Origin of the sequence: Acinetobacter sp. YH12098, assembly GCF_013419235.1 — a bacterium.
Lineage (GTDB): Bacteria > Pseudomonadota > Gammaproteobacteria > Pseudomonadales > Moraxellaceae > Acinetobacter > Acinetobacter amyesii.
Genome location: NZ_VPAO01000057.1, coordinates 1 through 17,354, shown reverse-complemented (window position 1 = coordinate 17,354; position 17,354 = coordinate 1). Strand labels below are relative to the sequence as shown.

At 44.1% G+C, this 17,354-nt stretch carries 16 protein-coding genes and 1 pseudogene; 3 read left to right on the top strand and 14 right to left on the bottom strand.

What is annotated here, in order from left to right; genetic code table 11:
* Together FTU38_RS15560 and FTU38_RS15555 are read left to right on the top strand one after the other, a co-directional pair.
* Positions 1-110 (top strand): zinc ribbon domain-containing protein (locus FTU38_RS15560; protein ID WP_179994364.1); only part of this gene is annotated, 110 nt, incomplete at its 5' end.
* 35 nt (positions 111-145) lie between these two features.
* Positions 146-340, top strand: coding sequence for a hypothetical protein (locus tag FTU38_RS15555; protein WP_180005485.1), 195 nt, complete (start codon positions 146-148; stop codon positions 338-340).
* A gap of 18 nt (positions 341-358) precedes the next feature.
* Here FTU38_RS15555 and FTU38_RS15550 read toward each other — a convergent pair whose 3' ends face one another.
* The 12 genes from FTU38_RS15550 to FTU38_RS15495 form a co-directional block, all read right to left on the bottom strand.
* Positions 359-760: a Na+/H+ antiporter subunit G gene (locus tag FTU38_RS15550; protein ID WP_168378199.1), complete on the bottom strand. Its 402-nt coding sequence runs from the start codon at positions 758-760 to the stop codon at positions 359-361.
* Positions 761-772: 12 nt separating this feature from the next.
* Positions 773-1,048: a monovalent cation/H+ antiporter subunit F gene (locus tag FTU38_RS15545; RefSeq protein WP_078189410.1), complete on the bottom strand. Its 276-nt coding sequence runs from the start codon at positions 1,046-1,048 to the stop codon at positions 773-775.
* Positions 1,045-1,566: a Na+/H+ antiporter subunit E gene (locus FTU38_RS15540; protein WP_168378198.1), complete on the bottom strand. Its 522-nt coding sequence runs from the start codon at positions 1,564-1,566 to the stop codon at positions 1,045-1,047. The genes FTU38_RS15545 and FTU38_RS15540 overlap by 4 nt, the downstream gene beginning before the upstream one ends.
* 1 nt (position 1,567) lies before the next feature.
* Positions 1,568-3,376, bottom strand: coding sequence for a monovalent cation/H+ antiporter subunit D (locus FTU38_RS15535; RefSeq protein ID WP_180111773.1), 1,809 nt, complete (start codon positions 3,374-3,376; stop codon positions 1,568-1,570).
* Complete coding sequence (locus FTU38_RS15530) at positions 3,376-3,741, bottom strand: Na+/H+ antiporter subunit C (RefSeq protein ID WP_078189407.1); 366 nt, start codon at positions 3,739-3,741, stop codon at positions 3,376-3,378. Before FTU38_RS15530 ends, FTU38_RS15535 begins: the two co-directional genes overlap by 1 nt.
* Position 3,742: 1 nt before the next feature.
* Entirely contained in the window at positions 3,743-6,583 is a 2,841-nt protein-coding gene (locus tag FTU38_RS15525; protein WP_180055489.1) for a monovalent cation/H+ antiporter subunit A, read from the bottom strand.
* A 342-nt stretch (positions 6,584-6,925) separates the two neighbouring features.
* Positions 6,926-8,329, bottom strand: a complete 1,404-nt coding sequence (locus FTU38_RS15520; protein ID WP_180111771.1) for an AAA family ATPase — start codon at positions 8,327-8,329, stop codon at positions 6,926-6,928.
* A gap of 46 nt (positions 8,330-8,375) precedes the next feature.
* A complete protein-coding gene (locus FTU38_RS15515) occupies positions 8,376-9,878 on the bottom strand; it encodes a UvrD-helicase domain-containing protein (RefSeq protein ID WP_111884125.1) in 1,503 nt (500 codons plus the stop codon).
* A gap of 11 nt (positions 9,879-9,889) precedes the next feature.
* Positions 9,890-10,672, bottom strand: coding sequence for a bifunctional phosphoribosyl-AMP cyclohydrolase/phosphoribosyl-ATP diphosphatase HisIE (hisIE, locus tag FTU38_RS15510; protein WP_180026546.1), 783 nt, complete (start codon positions 10,670-10,672; stop codon positions 9,890-9,892).
* Positions 10,673-10,768: 96 nt separating this feature from the next.
* Entirely contained in the window at positions 10,769-12,070 is a 1,302-nt protein-coding gene (locus FTU38_RS15505; protein ID WP_180111769.1) for an NAD(P)/FAD-dependent oxidoreductase, read from the bottom strand.
* Between the two features lie 103 nt (positions 12,071-12,173).
* Positions 12,174-13,061 (bottom strand): SDR family NAD(P)-dependent oxidoreductase, encoded by an 888-nt coding sequence (locus tag FTU38_RS15500; RefSeq protein ID WP_180062801.1) that lies wholly within the window; start codon positions 13,059-13,061, stop codon positions 12,174-12,176.
* Between the two features lie 401 nt (positions 13,062-13,462).
* The gene (locus FTU38_RS15495) at positions 13,463-14,740 is read right to left on the bottom strand and encodes an O-acetylhomoserine aminocarboxypropyltransferase/cysteine synthase family protein (RefSeq protein WP_180062802.1); all 1,278 of its coding nucleotides are present in this window, start codon (positions 14,738-14,740) and stop codon (positions 13,463-13,465) included.
* A gap of 318 nt (positions 14,741-15,058) precedes the next feature.
* Between FTU38_RS15495 and ettA the strand changes: the two genes are divergently transcribed.
* Positions 15,059-16,720, top strand: a complete 1,662-nt coding sequence (gene ettA / locus FTU38_RS15490; RefSeq protein WP_180055443.1) for an energy-dependent translational throttle protein EttA — start codon at positions 15,059-15,061, stop codon at positions 16,718-16,720.
* Positions 16,721-16,783: 63 nt separating this feature from the next.
* Here ettA and FTU38_RS15485 read toward each other — a convergent pair whose 3' ends face one another.
* Together FTU38_RS15485 and FTU38_RS15480 are read right to left on the bottom strand one after the other, a co-directional pair.
* Positions 16,784-17,194: an SEL1-like repeat protein gene (locus FTU38_RS15485; protein WP_180111767.1), complete on the bottom strand. Its 411-nt coding sequence runs from the start codon at positions 17,192-17,194 to the stop codon at positions 16,784-16,786.
* Positions 17,195-17,265: 71 nt separating this feature from the next.
* A pseudogene (locus FTU38_RS15480) lies at positions 17,266-17,354 on the bottom strand (IS5/IS1182 family transposase); the annotation flags it as partial.

Genomic DNA, 17,354 nt, shown 5'->3' with positions numbered 1-17,354 from the left:
AATGGGAGTGCATGAGCTGTGGTACAGCTCATGATCGAGATATAAACTCAGCTCTAAACATTCTTGCGCTTGGGCATAAGCGTCTAGCTGTAGGAATCACCCTCTTTTAAGGGGGGGAGGATGTCAAGAATTGGCGAATCTTGAGATGAGTCAATATCAGCCTAAATGGTCTGATCATTTTCAAAGTAGTTATGAAACAAATATGCTGATTGATTTAGCTGAAAAATATGGTTTAAAAACGACGCCATATAACCAAAAGCGTTTGCAATATATGGCTCAAAGTAGCGTATTTGAAAAAATGTGGATGCGAATCAAAGAATTTTTTAGCTCGAAGACATAAACAAAACTGGATCTGGAATTAATCCAGATCTTCCGGTTTTGAATGGACTTTAGAGTGAAAGGCACGGCGCCGAGTTCGTTGCCAAGGAAGAGGGCGATTGAGCGCTTCTGGTGCATCACCACTCATCGAGCGCAGTCGTAAATGTAATGCCGCTTGCGCCATAAGGTTTGCAGAAACCGGTGCTGTAATAAAGGCAAAGAGCGTGATCAAGATCTCTGCAAAACCAAAACGGCCTTGAAATGCCGCATAAATAATTGCAGCTATTAGAAAACTTCCTAAGCCTAAGGTGCTCGATTTGGTCGGTGCGTGCAGACGCATAAATAAGTCGGGTAGGCGAACCATGCCAATACCGCCGACCAACATGAAAAAAGCGCCAATAACCAAAAAAATCGAGACCAAAATTTCCATGACTAATTGCATATTAATGTACTCCTAGTCGATGACGTGGCCAGTGGTGAAATATCGTGCTAAAGCGGCTGTAGACACAAACCCCAGCATGGCAACCAATAAAGCCCCTTCAAACATCGATGTACTTGCCCAATAAATACCTAAAATGACAATTAAACAGGTAGCATTTAAAAATAAGGTATCTAAAGCAAGTAGCCGGTCTACGATTGAGGGTCCCATCACCAAGCGAATGAGACACAGTAACATCGAGATCGTCACAGCAACTAAACAGATGCCAAGCGCATACGGTAAAATTGTCATGCGGATTCTCCTGTATCAGCGCCAAAAATGAGGATGAGAGGGCGTTCATAGCGCTCTTTAATGGTTTGAATTTCCGCTTCAGGGTCATCCGTGCTCAGCGCATGGACCAAAATATCACCACGGTCTTGGTCAATTCCAGCAGACACCGTACCGGGTGTGGTGGTGATGATCATCGCAAGTAAAGAATTGACTTCCTCATGCTGTGTATCGAGAGGAACACGGAACCATTTCGGATGAAGTTTATGTGTTGGCCCAAGGACTAATTTTGCAACATGGATATTACTGACAATAATATCCCACAGCACCACAAAGAATAATTTACATGCCGCCAGCCAGTTGATATTCGGCGTTCGGTCAATAAAAGGGCGAACCAATCGCGGAATAACAATGGCTAAAACCAAGGCCATACAGAGTGTGGCCGCATCTAGACTGTGCGCCAACATCACCCAGCTCAGACCAACCATGACTGATACCAATGGATGCGGAAACCAGCGATTTAATACAGATGTTTTCGCCATGTTAAGGTGCCTCCATCGGTTTTAGTTGGGTCTCTTCAGATAGTTTTTCTTCTTGTTGCTGTCCCTGAATTTGGCGTTGCTTATACTCAGAAATATGCTCGCCATGTAGAGTTTCAGGTGCAATCAATGCAGGAATGAGGTGTGCATTTGGATCGGCTGATTCACCACCATATTTAGTTTCAGGTAAATTTTCAGGATCATAAGGTTGAACACTGATGATTTGACCTTTTTCATCCTTTTTTAGCAGCAATGATTCATATAATGGATTGTCTTGAATTTGCTGCGCAGTTTTGTAGGTATAGTCATAGATCGGTGCAGCAAAAACCATATATCCCACAAGCGCTGTTAACAGCAGATAAATGGTTTTGTCATTACGAAGCGGAGCCTTATTCGGCAAAGCCTGATAACGTTGATATTCTTCAGTATCAATATCATCTTCTGGGCGAGATGAACGCCAGAAAAGCACAAAACCAACTCGAGTGAATGCGATAATACTGAGTAAACTCACCAACAATACGATCAAAATAATCATAATTTGGTAAGGTGAATTGGCCGTTGCTTGTAAGAGAAATACTTTACCTAAAAAGCCGCTAAAGGGCGGTAGACCAGCCATCATCAACGCAATGATGAAATAGCAGACAGCAACGGTATTATGCTGTTTCATATGGGGCGCAATTTTAAAATGATCTTTAAATTCGCCACGTTGTGAGGTAATCCAACCCGAGAGAATATAAAAAGCTGCACCAATGATGGTACTGTGAATCAGGTAATAAAGCCCCGCAGCCCATGCATCCGTATTAAAGAGTGAAATCGCAACCAATATTGTCCCGATAGAAGACAAAATCATAAAACCGACAAAACGACGTAAGCGATCCGTTCCGATAGCACTATAGGCACCATAGAGCGAGGTTACTAAGCCAATCGGTAACAACCACTGTTGTAAGATTTCACGGCTAATCCCATCGTCAAACACAGTACCATTGACACGGAGAATGGCATAGATGCCGACCTTGGTCATTATAGTGAATAAGGCTGCGACAGGCGTGGTTGCCACAGCATAGGTCTTTGGTAACCAGAACCCTACAGGCAGCATTGCAGCTTTGATGCCAAAGACAGTGAACAGTAACAATGCACCAGCCACAGCAATACGATGTTGATCCGCTTCAAGCAAAGGCATAAGTCGTGCAACATCAGCCATATTTAAGCTACCTACACTGCCGTAAATCATCCCGAGTCCAATCAGGAAGAGGGCAGAGGCAAATAGGTTAATGGTGACGTAATGAATACCAAGCTGAAAACGTGCTTTGCCTTGACCATGTAAGAGCAAAACATACGATGCCATCAGCAGGATTTCAAAGAACACAAATAGGTTAAATAAATCGCCTGTCAGGAACGCACCACACAAACCCATCAGTAAGAAATGGCACATGGCATGGAAATAACGACCACGCTCATCCCATTCTTTGCTGGCAAACCACATCACTGGCACAGCAAGACCATAAGTCAGCACCAACATGAATGCTGAGAGTCGATCTAGAACTAAGACAATACCAAACGGTGCGGCCCATTCACTCAGGTTATAAACCAAGACTTGGCCAGAGCTGGCGATCATCAAATAATTGATAGATGTGATCAGCCCAAGGATGCCAGAAACATAGCTGATTCCACGACGCCAAGGTTGTCGCCAGTCATGTGCCAGCGAGCCAGAGCCGGGGTTGCCCAACAGGACTAAAATAAATGCAGTAATTGCAGGAATTAAAATACTGAAAATCGGGCTATGCGTAGTCCAAAATTGGATGAAATCATGCATTATGGCTCATCCTCCCGCGGGTCAATTTGCGGTATTTCTTCTTTGGAGTCCACATGATCTGTTCCAGTTTCATAGCGGCTACGCAGAGCCAATTGTACGATAAAGGCAGTGGTCGCAAAGCCAATCACAATGGCGGTCAGGACCAAGGCTTGTGGTAAAGGATCGGTCGCTTTGGTGGTTTCAGTTAACACGGCAGGTGCGTTGACATGAATACGCCCCATGACAAATAAAAATAAGTTCACGGCATAGCCAATCATGGCTAAACCCAGTACGACAGGAAAGGTACGTGCCCGCAAAATCAGGTAGACCCCTGTTGCAGTCAGTAAGCCAATGGCTGAAGCGAGTAAAAATTCTAAACTAATCATCTTATTCGCCTCTTGGAACTGGACCAGACATACTCGAGTGACGCGAGTCGCCTAAGACGGAAATCATTAACATCGTCGCGCCCACAACGGTGATGTAGACACCTGTGTCGAAGAGGGCAGCGGAGGCAAGGTGCATTTCACCTAAAATGGGTGGCGATACATAGATATGAGCACTGGTCAGGAATGGGCGGCCCCATAGCCAAGCCGCGATACCTGTCAGCCCCGCAATGGTTAAACCAATACCAATCCAAACTTCATATAAGCGACCTGATTTTGCACCAATCAGTTGTTCAGCACGGTCTTGGCCGAGCGCAATATATTGAATCACTAAGGCTAAAGAGGTAATTAAGCCTGCAATAAAGCCACCGCCTGGTAAATTATGACCCCGTAGGAAAATATATAAGCTGATGACGAGTGCTAAAGGCAAAATCCATGATGATGTAATACGGAACATCAGTGGTGACGGATTAAAACGATAGGTCAGACCTTGCGTAATGGTGGTACCATGAGCACGCATACCATCCATCATGCACAGCGTACCAATTGCGGCAATTCCCAGTACGGTAATTTCACCAAAGGTATCGAAGCCACGGAAGTCGACCAAGATCACGTTGACCACATTGGTACCACCACCAAGTGGGATGGATTGCTGCATAAAGAACCATGAGATGGAATTATGATCGCGGGTCATGATCAGCCATGAAATCCATGCGATCCCTAAACCTGCAATAATCGCAATTATTGCATCTCGCCAACGACGAGACACACTCGACTCATAAGGTGTGAGCTGTGGTAATAATGATAAGCTCATGAGTAAGAGCACGGTGGTCACCACGTCAACAGTAATCTGCGTGAGCGCCAAATCTGGAGCGGAGAAACAGATAAACACCATAGTCACAACCAGACCGACTGCACCACTGATGAGGACGGCTTTAATCCGTTCATGGTGGAACCAAAGCATCATCCAACATGCAGAGAATAATAATAGCCACAGAACGATTGCGATGATTGGTGCATGTATCAGTTCACGGCTGCCTGTGCCGATACCTTGCAGCCAAAATGGAACAATGACGATGGCCACACTAAAGATCAAAATCCATAATAAATAGCTTTGTAATTTGCCATTTTCAGTAAAGCGACGGAACTTTCTTGAGCTGAGTAATAGATGCTTTAAAAATAAGTCGAACAGCACTTTACCTTGTAATCGACCCAAAAGTGGATCTAAGTCGATCCGGCGTAATTTGCCGCCCTTCGCTAATGCGAAATAGAAAACTAAACCACCCAAGAGTGCAATCACGCTCATCAAAAGGGGGGCATTTAAGCCATGCCAAATCGCTAAATGTGTACCTTCAAACGTAGGGTTTTGAATACTCGCACGTGCTGTGCTGTTGACTATATGCTCAACCAATAATGCAGGGAAGAGTCCAACTAAAATACATAGAGCAGCCAGTAAGGTCGCAGGAGCACGCATGCCAAACGGTGGTTCATGCGCTTCTTTATTGGGAACTTCTTTCCCTAATGGACCATCAAAAAATACCCCATGAACCAAACGTACCGAATACGCGACAGCAAAGATACCGGCAAAGGTGGCAATGATGGCTGACACGATCATCACTGGCCCAGTCAGGTTGGCTAATAGTTCAGTAAAGAACATCTCTTTAGAAAGGAAACCATTGGTTAATGGGACGCCTGCCATAGAGGCCGCAGTGATCATGGTCAGCGTTGCTGTAAACGGAAGTAATTGCCATAAACCAGAGAGTTTTCGTAAATCACGTGTGCCTGATTCGTGGTCAATAATCCCTGCGATCATAAACAAGGCTGCTTTGAAGGTCGCATGGTTAATGATATGGAAAATGGCAGCGGAAACTGCGAGGGGAGAGCCGATCCCGAGTAAGCAAACAATCAGACCTAAATGACTGATGGTGGAATAGGCTAACAGCCCTTTTAAATCTTCTTTGAAAATGGCAAAGAAGGCCGCCATACATAAGGTAAATAAGCCAATAAAGGTGACCAAGTTGTGGTACAACGCCGCGCCTGCAAAGATCGGCAATAAGCGCGCAAGCAGGAAAATTCCGGCTTTCACCATCGTGGCAGAGTGAAGATAAGCCGAGACGGGGGTCGGTGCTGCCATGGCATTTGGCAACCAAAAATGGAAAGGGAACTGCGCACTTTTGGTAAATGCCCCCATTAAAATTAATAGCAGTGTGGGCACAAAAAGCGGATGCTGCTGAATTTGGCTACTCATCGTCAGGATTTGGTCAATCTGATAGGTGCCCGTGATTTGCGCCAACAGAACAAAACCACCCAACATACATAGACCACCCATGCCTGTAATGGTTAAAGCCATTCGAGAGCCACGCTGAGCAGCATCGTAATTACTCCAATAACCGACCAACAGGAAGGATGAAATACTGGTGAGTTCCCAGAAAATGAGTAATAAAATTAAATTATTAGACAATGAAATGCCGAGCATGGCAGCCATGAACAGCATCAATAAAACATACAGTTTACTGAGCGAGTTCTTTGGACTTAAATAATAGTAGGCATAGATATAAATTAAGGTGCCGATCCCCGTAATGAGCAGGGAAAACAACAAGCCCAGTGCATCGAGACGGAAACTGAAATCAATGCCAACTTGAGTGAGCCACGGCCAAGTTTGAATGATGGTTTTGCCATTAAAGACATCTGGGGCCTGACTCAATAATAAAACTAAACTGCTGAGGCTGACGCCAATCGCCCCTAAAGCTGTTACCCCGCGAGAGAATTGCTTCAACCACGAGACAAGTGTTGTGCCTAGTATTAACGGTAACAATATAATAATCGGTAGCACACTCGTATCCATTGTCATGATTAGGCGGTGAAACCTAGGTGTATTTCATCTTTCAAGGATTACAGGACAGCAAAGAGCAGTCCAAAAATTCAATCTTGAAAGCCATGTGTGTCAAAAAAATTAAAAACAAGCTGTGTTGCGCAACTCGTGAAGCGATAGCAATTTCCGATGTTACTATGAAAATTGCAAATAAAACCGATCATATTACATGCGTAAAACAACATCAATCTTTTTTATGAACCACTTACACATTATACGCCTGACGCAACTGACTCGACATTTATCGCGGCCTTGTTGCTGAATATTTAAACATCGAGGCTATGGATTACGCCCAGCCAATCAGCCTCGGTATTTTTAACTCAGCGGTTGGATCGTAACGTCCTGATCACCCCGCTGTGATAAAGCCCTAACCAATTCGTGTTGCTGTTGCTCGGTCAGTTGCGTCTGGATTAATTGCAACATGTGCTGGATGGTGTCTGGGCTGTTCAGTGGCTCATTTAATTCAGTCTCTTCAGTTTTGGCTGGAAGCGATGGCTTTGATCCGAGTTGCAACTGCTGATAAATCTGATCATAGGTTTCTTGTAATTTTTCAGGCTGAATCTCACTGAGCTTTTTATTCTGTAGTTGTAAGCACTGAAAACGAGAAGCATGTTCCAATAGTTCAGGACGGTTTCCGCTGGCAATAATTTGGAGTCGTGGAAACGCTTGATTTAAACGGGTCAAAATCACTTGAGTCATGTTTTGATCGAGTTGGTGGTCTATGGCGTCGATCAATAAAATGCCGTCACCTTCTTGGCACGGATATAAGCTATGAGGATTGAGTAGACAGAGGCGACGCACAATATCACCAATTAAGGCCACAAGGTTGCGCACACTATTCGACAACTGTTGAAACAACATGTCTTTGCCTTGATAGCAGACCATTAACTGTAATTTGGGGTGATATTGCAGATAAATATTGGTCACATCGGGCAACACGGTCTCTAAAGCTTGTTTTAATGATCTGAGTGACGGCGCGTGTAGATCGGCCTGAGCTTGCGCCAGTTTTTGTCCAAAAAGTGGCGTGTCAGATGTGTTGGATGCGTCAGTTGGGTTTTTTGGATGTAATAAATTTTGAATTAATTCGGCACTTTGTGCATTTTCGATGTCGGATATTTCACGAAACCACTCAAAAAAACGAATAAACGTGGTAAAGGGAATGGCCGAGATTTCATAGGCATGTGAAGGCTGAAAAATAGCAGGATTGTTTTTATTGAGAATATTTACGTCGTTGACGAAGCGTTCAGCAGGGTAATAGGCAATGAGTGGCAACCCTTGTAACGGATCAGCTTTGAGGGCTTTTTGATATAGTGCAACCATGGATTCTAATTGCTGTGTTTCGGCCTTACTGAGGCCGACACCTTGACTGTTTAAAGTTTTATACAATTGCCATGAACAACATTGCGGGTCTTGGTCTTGTTGATCACTTGAGAGCTGAAATGCGCCAATGTCTTCGGGAAAACTGACCTGAATATCAAGTTTCGACTGTAAGCGATTTAACATGATGTCTTGATCGAGCATCACCACGCCTGCAGTACGCAAATCTTTATAGCGTGCAGCAAACCAAGTGAGGGCCTGATAACTAAAGCGCAGTAGGGAGGTTTTTCCGGAGCTTTGATCACCCAAAATTAAGGTAATCGGTAGATCGTGATAATTAAAATTGAGGGTGATATCAGTAAAATGAAGGGTGTGCTTGAGTTGAATCGATTGTATTTTCATGGTGCACCTTTTACTGATTTATTGTTTATTCACCTTTGTCATCATACTAGCTGACCGCCTGTGCCAAAGATTTGGGCATTTGACGCTTTAAATGCTGCATCAAGTCATAAATATGATGGATATTTAAACTTACTTTAGCACGTGTGCAAGCCACGTAAAGTAACCGTAACTCTTCGTCACTAATTTTATAATCTTTATCGTTGAGTTTAAATTGGTAGTCATCTTCTATATGTACCCGATCCCATTCTAAACCTTTGGCTTTATGGGCTGTCGAGATGATGTAGTCGGCTTGATCAATCGGGGTGATTTTCGCCAGCGCCTTTTTCAGCGGGTCAGTGCCGTGATCATCGACCAACTTCACCAGCGGTTTAATATCGCTGCCGTCATTGGTTTCACAATATTCATGTACATCATGCCATGAGTTAAACCATGCAAGCTCTGGGACATCGACCACGCGTTTGCCTTGTTTGAGCATGGCTGCAGCATCGACAAAACGATTGAGTCGCGCATGATCTGCTTGCAGGCTAACTTTTTCACCTTTGACCAAACCCGCCAATAACAGTTCCATCGCGCGTGCATTGGTACGACATAAAATGGCATCCCGCATCTTGGTATGAGGCTTATTAACCACTTTAGAGTTGAGTTGTGGATTACCCAATAACGGTACGGTTTCATTCAATGCGCCCAGCAGAGCATTGGCGTTCAAGGCAATTTCTTCACCAAAACGGAACGACGTGGTTAAACGTGATTCAGGTAATGGGAGTTGCTGCATGGCATTGACTGCGCCACGCCATGCATAAATTTGTTGATGCGCATCGCCAACATAGATGACTTGGGTATTCCGCTGTTTCAGTAAAATCCCCAGCATTAGTGGGTCAGCATCTTGAGCTTCATCGAACAGCACATAATCCGCAGGAATATTTGGTTCAGACAAAGCCCAAAGTTTTAAATAAATATCGTGCCCAATCCCTGCTGCATGGTTCGGATCAATCGACTCTAACCAACGACGTTCAATCGCAGGATATAAATGCTTTTGTAAGCTTTCGATATCGTCAGGATGCAACCAACTCGGCGCTTGTAGATGTCGTGGGGCAGGGTACTGTGAACTGGTCGAACAGAAATAACTGACAGCGTTTGCTACCAGACTCGCCAAGCGCGAAGGCATGAGTACATATTTTTCATAACGACCGCCCATCATACGGCGTAGGGTGATCGGTTCTAGTCGATATTCTTTGGCAATAAAACTCGGACTTAAACGTGGTAGACGCAGTTTGTCAGTCACTCCACGTGGAACACTACGATAGGCCAATGAGTGAAAGGTTCGACAGTCGACATTTTGATGAAAACGATTCTGTGCTTCGGTGGCAATGGCTTTGTTAAATGCCAAGTACATGCCACGCCGCTGAGGCATGGCATCACTGATCATTTGGAGTGTAGTGGTTTTACCTGTGCCAGCATAGGCAATCACTTTAAATGATTTGCCAAGACGTGCGTTATCTATGGCAGTGGCCTGCTCATAGGTCGCGGTCGGTTTTTTAAGATCTGGCACGGTTGAGACTTTTAGTGCTGACGGTTGGCTTTTTCAACCAAACCCGAAAGGCCTTGACGACGAGCGAGTTCGTTGAGTACCAATTGAGGATCAATATCGAAATAACCTAGCATTACAATGGTATGGAACCAAAGATCTGCCACTTCGTAAATCAAATCGTTTTTGTTGTCTTCATTGGCTTCGATTTTAAAATCTTTAGCGGCAATGATGGTTTCAACGCTTTCTTCACCGATTTTTTCTAAAATTTTGTTGAGGCCTTTATGGTAAAGCTTCGCCACATAAGAGGACTCAGGATCAGCTTGTTTGCGTTCAGCCATCATTTTACCTAAGTAGTCGAGTACTTCGACTTGCTCAGATTGCGCATTGGATGCATTCATCGCAAGGGTATGCGGATTTGCTGATTTTACACCATAAATTGCAGCAGGATCTTTCAATTGCGCATCGACAATTTCCCAGCCATTGGCAGTAAGCTTGCGGTAGAAGCATGACTCACGGCCGGTATGGCAGGCAATGCCGCCATGCTGTTCAATTTGTAGCACAATCACGTCAGCATCACAGTCCAAACGGATTTCATGTACGGTTTGGAAATGGCCAGATTCTTCACCTTTATGCCATAGCTTATTGCGTGAACGTGAAAAGTACACCGCTTGATTTTTTTCTGCAGTTTGCGCCAACGCTTCACGGTTCATCCATGCCACCATCAATACGCGCCCGCTTTGATGATGCTGTGCAATAGCAGGCACTAAGCCTTGTTCGTTAAATTTTACTTCATCGAGCCATTGCAGGTTGTTCATGAGGATTTCACCAATTCAAAAATCAAAAAATAAATGCCGCAGCATTTGAGCAGCACTATAGTGTAAGCCATCAAGAGAATGATGGGGAGTTAATTCTTAATCAAATTTTAAATTGCGCAGTTCAGCCGCAGAATCATCTGCAGGCTTTCGGGCAATGTCAGCATAATTCATTTGCCCAAATGCACCCGTTTTTAAGCCGGAAATCGTAATCGCCATTTCTTTGCGGAAAAACGGCAGCTGATACATAGCACGAAATGAAAAATCACGGAGCGGTGCTGTCCAGCGATGATGTGATTGATAAAAAGGAGTCAGCAAGCGACTAAAAAATTGGTAAAATCGCACGGAGGACAACCGTAGCTGATGATACTCCTGCCAGAGGTTTTGCAGTGAGGAATCCTGTTGATATTGGAGCAGGGCATGACTGATGGCCCATGCATCGAGCAGCGCCATATTGGCACCTTGTCCAAGTTGTGGACTCATGGCATGAGCCGCATCTCCTAAGATACCGATACGACCTTCACCGAGTTTGCTCAGCACCACATCACGATAGTTGGCAGACAGCCATTGCTGCGGATCATCTGGATGTGGAATCACATGCGCTAACCATTCTGCAACATTCGGCCAGCGTTTCGAAACTTCAAACAGCCATTGCTGCTGTGCGCTCTTGGTTTTTAAGAATCCTTCTAAATCTGCTGTAGGTAGACTCCAGAAAATGCTCGAAAGGCGCTGTTCAGGCTGCGTTGGAATTGCTCCCGTAGGCATCACACCCATCATGATATTGGAGCGGTCATAGAACTGATGCAAGATCTGTGGATTCAGCACTTCGCATTCAGGCACGATGATCCACTTTGCGCCCCAAGGATAGGCTTGGTTGAGCTTTTCCCATGCTTTAGGGCGTAAATGGCTGCGTGCGCCATTGGCGATCAGCACGAGATCAAACTGACGTTGAAAGGATTGATCTGCGGATTGTCCAATCACGTTTATACCGTCACTGGATTCTTGAAGTTCATGTACCTCATGCGCCATGCACCACTCAACGTGTTGAGGATATTCACGGACTTTGGATGCAAGGGCATGACAGAGTGTGGCACGGTGAATGCCGAGTCCATATGAACGTTCATCGGCTTGTCGATATTGACTGTTTATCAGCAAGTCGCCGCCAGCCAGTTGACCTTCAAGACCGGTTACCACAGCACCTAGGCTTAAGGCATGTTCCAAAATGCCTAAATGTTCGAAAACCGCCAGCCCGGCGGGTTGTAATAATAATCCTGCGCCCACAGGTTCAAGTTGTGAGACATTTTCATATAAGCAGATTTGATGGCCTTGATTAGCAAGCATTGCTGCAGCAGCCAATCCTGCAGTACCTGCACCGATGATGGCAATATTTTGAGTTTTCATTGTTATAAAAGTTGATTTTATCTCAGCCCAATGTAGCAAAGTTGCCGCATAAAACCCAATAAAAAAAGCCCTTAAAAGGGCTTTTTAAAGGGTGAGTCAGGTCTTACCAGTGTTCACCAGGGAATAGGCGAGCATATGCTTTTTGTACCCAATTGAGTTTTTCTTGCTTACCAATAGACGCTGAAGAGCTTGGGAATAGGTTATAACCAATCGACATGAGTTTGTTATTAATGTCAGGAGCAATGGAGTAGGTGATCGAAGCCAAACGGCCCAAATTGGTCGCCACTTTCTTCGGACGTTTCACGATGGCATAGGCAATCAGGTCAGTTGCTTGTTCTGGAGAAAGCGTTGGTACGTATTTATAAATTTTGGTTGGGGCGATCATTGGCGTGCGCACCAATGGCATGTAGACCGACGTGATGGCAATATTATGCGAGTGAACTTCAGCACTTAGGCAACGGCTGAAAGCATCTAATGCGGCTTTAGATGCAACATACGCAGAGAAGCGCGTTGCATTGGCCAATACACCAATCGAACTGATGTTGATGATATGACCTTCACGGCGAATCATCATTTTCGGCAGTAAATTCATCACCAAACGTACCGCGCCAAAATAGTTCAACTGCATAGTACGTTCAAAATCATGGAAACGGTCGGTAGATTCATGTACGGCACGACGAATAGAACGGCCAGCGTTATTAATTAAGATATCGATATGATCGACGGAAGCGAGGATTTGTTGTGCCACAGCATCAATGGAGTCCATGTCATTGAGGTCACATGGGAAAACATCAGCTTTACCGCCAGTGGCTTCAATTTCAGCTTTTACGGCATCGAGGGTTTCTTTGGTACGTGCAACCAGTAGAACATGTGCGCCTGCGTTGGCAAGGCGATGCGCTGTGGTTAAACCGATACCACTTGATGCACCAGTGATTAAAATGATCTTACCGTTGACACGGTCAACGAAACGTTTCTCAAGTCTTGAATTCACGATGAGGTTCCCTGTTAAATCAGTTTTATTGTATTCATTTATCGGCCCGACAACGCTATGTGCAGGGCTGTTTTAAGTCAGCGGTATGATAGCGTTTTATTCAAAAAAAGCCATATGATAAGTAATTGATAATAAAATAATATTTAGAGTTTTTACTCTAAATTAAAATCCCTATTTACTCAATTTTTAACACATAAATATGTGAAAGAGAAGTGCTTTTAGCAACATCGTTGCAATGTAAAAAAGTCGATTTTCAAGATAAATAAAATTGTAAATAAATATAGAAGCAGGGCCATAGATGCGCAAAATTGGAAGGCAGATTATGTGGGGAAGGTTATTTAAATGAAATGGAAATAAAAACAGGCCTTAAAAATAAGGCCTGTGGATTGTGCAATTGTGGTTTAAACAGCAGCTAAGGCTTGCTCTAAGTCGGCAATCAAGTCATCTGCATGCTCGATCCCAATCGATAAACGAACCATATCAATGCTGACACCTGCTGCTTTTAGTTCATCTTCATTGAGCTGACGATGTGTCGTGGTCGCGGGATGGCAGGCTAAACTTTTGGCATCACCAATATTCACAAGGCGGGTAAACAGCTGCAAGGCATCAATGAAACGCGTGCCGCCTGCAAGGCCGTCTTGCACCCCAAAGGAAAGAATCGCAGACGGTTTGCCTTTGACATATTTTTGCGCCAAAGCATGCTGCGGGTGGTCTTTTAGGCCAGCGTAGTTGACCCATTTTACTTTTGGATGCGCCTGTAAATATTCAGCCACTTTTTGCGCATTTTCAGTATGGCGTTCCATGCGCAGGCTTAAGGTTTCCAAACCTTGTAAAATCAAAAACACATTGTGCGGGCTGATCGCAGCGCCCGTATTACGCAGTGGTACTACACGCGCACGGGCAATGTAGGCTGCCTCACCTAAAGCTTCGACATAATTCACCCCGTGGTAGCTTGGATCAGGGGTGTTGAGTGATTTAAAACGTTCAGGGTATTTGCCCCAAGGAAACTTGCCGCTATCGACGATGATGCCGCCGATCGAATTACCATGACCGCCAATATATTTGGTCAATGAATGCACCACAATGTCGGCACCAAATTCAAATGATTTTTGCAGGACAGGAGTAGCAACGGTATTGTCTACTACTACAGGTATGCCAAATTCATGCGCAATTTTCGAAATTGCTTCGAGGTCAATAATATTGCCCAATGGGTTACCAATAGATTCGACAAAGACCAACTTGGTTTTGTCATCGATGAGGCTACGCAGCGCTTCAGGGTTTTGATAATCAAAGAAGCGAACTTCAATGCCTTGTTTCGGCAGGGTGTGGGCAAACAGATTATATGTGCCGCCATATAGGGTCGAAACTGAAGCGATATTGTCGCCTGCTTCAGCAATAGTTTGAATCGCATATGTAATGGCCGCCATACCAGAGGCTAAGGCCAAAGCGCCAATACCGCCTTCGAGTGCTGCAACACGCTGTTCAAGTACCGCTGTGGTTGGATTCATGATGCGGGTATAAATATTACCCTGAACTTTTAAGTCAAATAAATCAGCACCATGCTGTGTGTTATCGAAGGAATATGAAGTGGTTTGATAAATTGGCACCGCAACCGCTTTGGTGGTTGGCTCCGGTGTATACCCCGCGTGAATTGCTAAAGTTTCGTCTTTATATGTCATGATTACTTCATCTAAGTGAGCTAGTTTTTAAACAGTCTATCATTTTTATATATGAATAAAAGTGCTTTATTTCTAAAATTAATATCATAATTATTCATATTGTTGAAAAATTTTCAGCTAAAGATGAGCGAAATCATGCTTAAAAACGCATGTTTAAATTTTGTTCGCCATTAAACTTGTAACAATGCATTGAAGGCGTGTGCGAAACCTTATTTTTTCACGACTTTATGCGTATAATAGCCGATTATTTTTTCGCTCAATTGAGCAGGGGCAACTTTGTGTTGTTCCGTATATGTTTTGACTATTGAGGAGTCCTAAGTGGCCCAATATATTTACACGATGAACCGTGTGTCGAAGATGGTTCCGCCTAAGCGCGAAATCCTGAAAGACATCTCTTTATCATTTTTCCCAGGCGCAAAAATTGGTGTGCTTGGTCTAAACGGTGCAGGTAAATCTACCTTGCTTCGTATTATGGCGGGCGTAGATAAAGATTTCTCAGGTGAAGCACGTGCTCAACCGGGTATCAAAATTGGTTACCTTGAACAAGAGCCGCCATTGGATGAAAGCAAAGACGTTCGTGGTAACGTTGAAGACGGTTTACGTGAACCGTTGGATGCTTTGGCGCGTCTTGATGAAGTATTTGCAGAATATGCAGCAGAAGATGCTGACTTTGATGCACTTGCAAAAGAACAAGAGAAGTTAGAAGCAGTTATCCATTCATGGGATGCACATAACATTGTCAACCAAATGGATCAGGCTGCTGCTGCGTTGAACCTTCCAGCTTGGGATGCAGATGTATCTAAGTTGTCTGGTGGTGAGCGCCGTCGTGTTGCACTTTGCCGTTTGTTATTGTCTAAACCAGACATGCTGCTTCTAGACGAACCGACGAACCATTTGGATGCTTCATCAGTCTCTTGGTTAGAACGTTTCTTGAAAGACTTCCCAGGCACCATCGTTGCGATTACCCATGACCGTTACTTCTTGGATAACGTGGCAGAGTGGATTCTTGAGCTTGACCGCGGCATGGGTATTCCATACCAAGGCAACTATTCTTCTTGGTTAGAGCAGAAAAATGCTCGTTTAGAGCAAGAACAGAAGCAAGAAGAATCTTTTGCTAAAGCATTGAAAAAAGAACTTGAATGGGTTCGTTCAAATGCCAAAGGTCAGCAAAAGAAAAACAAAGCGCGTATGGAGCGTTTTGAAGAGCTTAACTCACGCGAATTCCAACAGCGTAACGAAACGTCTGAAATCTATATTCCACCTGGTCCACGTCTAGGTAATAAAGTTGTAGAAGTTGAAGGTATTAGTAAATCCTTTGGTGACCGTACACTTTATAAAGATTTATCGTTCGTTGTACCACCTGCTGCAATTGTAGGTATCGTGGGCGAAAACGGTGCGGGTAAAACCACACTATTCCGTATGATGACAGGCGAACAACAACCAGATACAGGTACAGTTACACTGGGTGAGTCTGTTAAAGTGGCTTATGTTGGTCAGATTCGTGACACCTTAGATGACAACAAAACTGTTTGGGAAGAAGTTTCTGGCGGTTTAGATATCTTGAAAATTGGTGAATACGAAATCGCATCTCGTGCGTATATCGGTCGCTTTAACTTCAAAGGTCAAGATCAGCAAAAACGTGTAGGTCAATTGTCAGGTGGTGAACGTAACCGTTTACAACTTGCGAAAATCCTGCAAATGGGTGCAAACGTCATCTTACTCGATGAACCGTCAAACGACTTGGATATTGAAACTTTACGTGCGCTTGAAGATGCTATTCTGGTATTCCCAGGTACTGTCATGGTGATCTCGCATGACCGTTGGTTCCTCGACCGTATTGCAACGCACATCTTGTCATTTGAAGGTGAAACCCCTGAATTCTTCACGGGTAACTACCATGAATTTGAAGAATACCGTCGTAAACGTGATGGTGATGACCTTGTTGCAAAGCGTCAAAAATACCGCAAAATTGGTAACTAAGTTCCAGTTTTAAAATAAAAAACCAGCCTGCGGGCTGGTTTTTTATTGCGTGAGAAGCAATGACTATACAACAATGTCTTCATAGGCATGATGTAAGACGTAGTCTGCATGTTCATGGCCTTGTGCAGCAGCTTTACTGAGCCAAATTTCTGCAAGTTCATAATTACGGTCCAAGCCGAGTTCTCCACGTAAATAACCAAGACCTAAGCGATATTGGGCATCTTTATGACCTTTTAATGCGGCACTTAAAAAATTCCACATGGCATTGCGATAGTCAGTAGGGGATTGGTCTGCTGAATCCATAGTATGGTGACTGAGAAAGTCTTGATGGTGTTGAGCCGCAAGACTTTCAAAATAAGTCCCTTGGGCGTAATCACCTTCGGCTTCTGGAATCGAAAGATGCATTCCTTGCAACTTTGGATTCATCTGTTGTGACAACAGTGCATAGATTTTTTTCAGAGCTTGTATCATCATTGTTAAACTCCTTGTTTCTAAATATAACCACTTGATTAGGGTGTGTTGACATTTACAGCCGATAAATTGAGCTAAAGAGGCAACCATATAAATATACAAGCTAAAGCAACAGCGCTTTGATAGTTACGTTTTAGCTTATCGTATCTTGTGGCAATTCCTC

What these genes read in the sequence shown, in the direction of transcription:
- FTU38_RS15495 (WP_180062802.1), bottom strand. Translation starts at nt 14,740, where the DNA reads ATGACATATAAAGACGAAACTTTAGCAATTCACGCGGGGTATACACCG.
- FTU38_RS15550 (WP_168378199.1), bottom strand. Translation starts at nt 760, where the DNA reads ATGCAATTAGTCATGGAAATTTTGGTCTCGATTTTTTTGGTTATTGGC.
- FTU38_RS15535 (WP_180111773.1), bottom strand. Translation starts at nt 3,376, where the DNA reads ATGCATGATTTCATCCAATTTTGGACTACGCATAGCCCGATTTTCAGT.
- FTU38_RS15485 (WP_180111767.1), bottom strand. Translation starts at nt 17,194, where the DNA reads ATGATGATACAAGCTCTGAAAAAAATCTATGCACTGTTGTCACAACAG.
- FTU38_RS15505 (WP_180111769.1), bottom strand. Translation starts at nt 12,070, where the DNA reads ATGAAAACTCAAAATATTGCCATCATCGGTGCAGGTACTGCAGGATTG.
- FTU38_RS15540 (WP_168378198.1), bottom strand. Translation starts at nt 1,566, where the DNA reads ATGGCGAAAACATCTGTATTAAATCGCTGGTTTCCGCATCCATTGGTA.
- FTU38_RS15545 (WP_078189410.1), bottom strand. Translation starts at nt 1,048, where the DNA reads ATGACAATTTTACCGTATGCGCTTGGCATCTGTTTAGTTGCTGTGACG.
- FTU38_RS15530 (WP_078189407.1), bottom strand. Translation starts at nt 3,741, where the DNA reads ATGATTAGTTTAGAATTTTTACTCGCTTCAGCCATTGGCTTACTGACT.
- FTU38_RS15520 (WP_180111771.1), bottom strand. Translation starts at nt 8,329, where the DNA reads ATGAAAATACAATCGATTCAACTCAAGCACACCCTTCATTTTACTGAT.
- FTU38_RS15555 (WP_180005485.1), top strand. Translation starts at nt 146, where the DNA reads ATGAGTCAATATCAGCCTAAATGGTCTGATCATTTTCAAAGTAGTTAT.
- hisIE (WP_180026546.1), bottom strand. Translation starts at nt 10,672, where the DNA reads ATGAACAACCTGCAATGGCTCGATGAAGTAAAATTTAACGAACAAGGC.
- FTU38_RS15525 (WP_180055489.1), bottom strand. Translation starts at nt 6,583, where the DNA reads ATGGATACGAGTGTGCTACCGATTATTATATTGTTACCGTTAATACTA.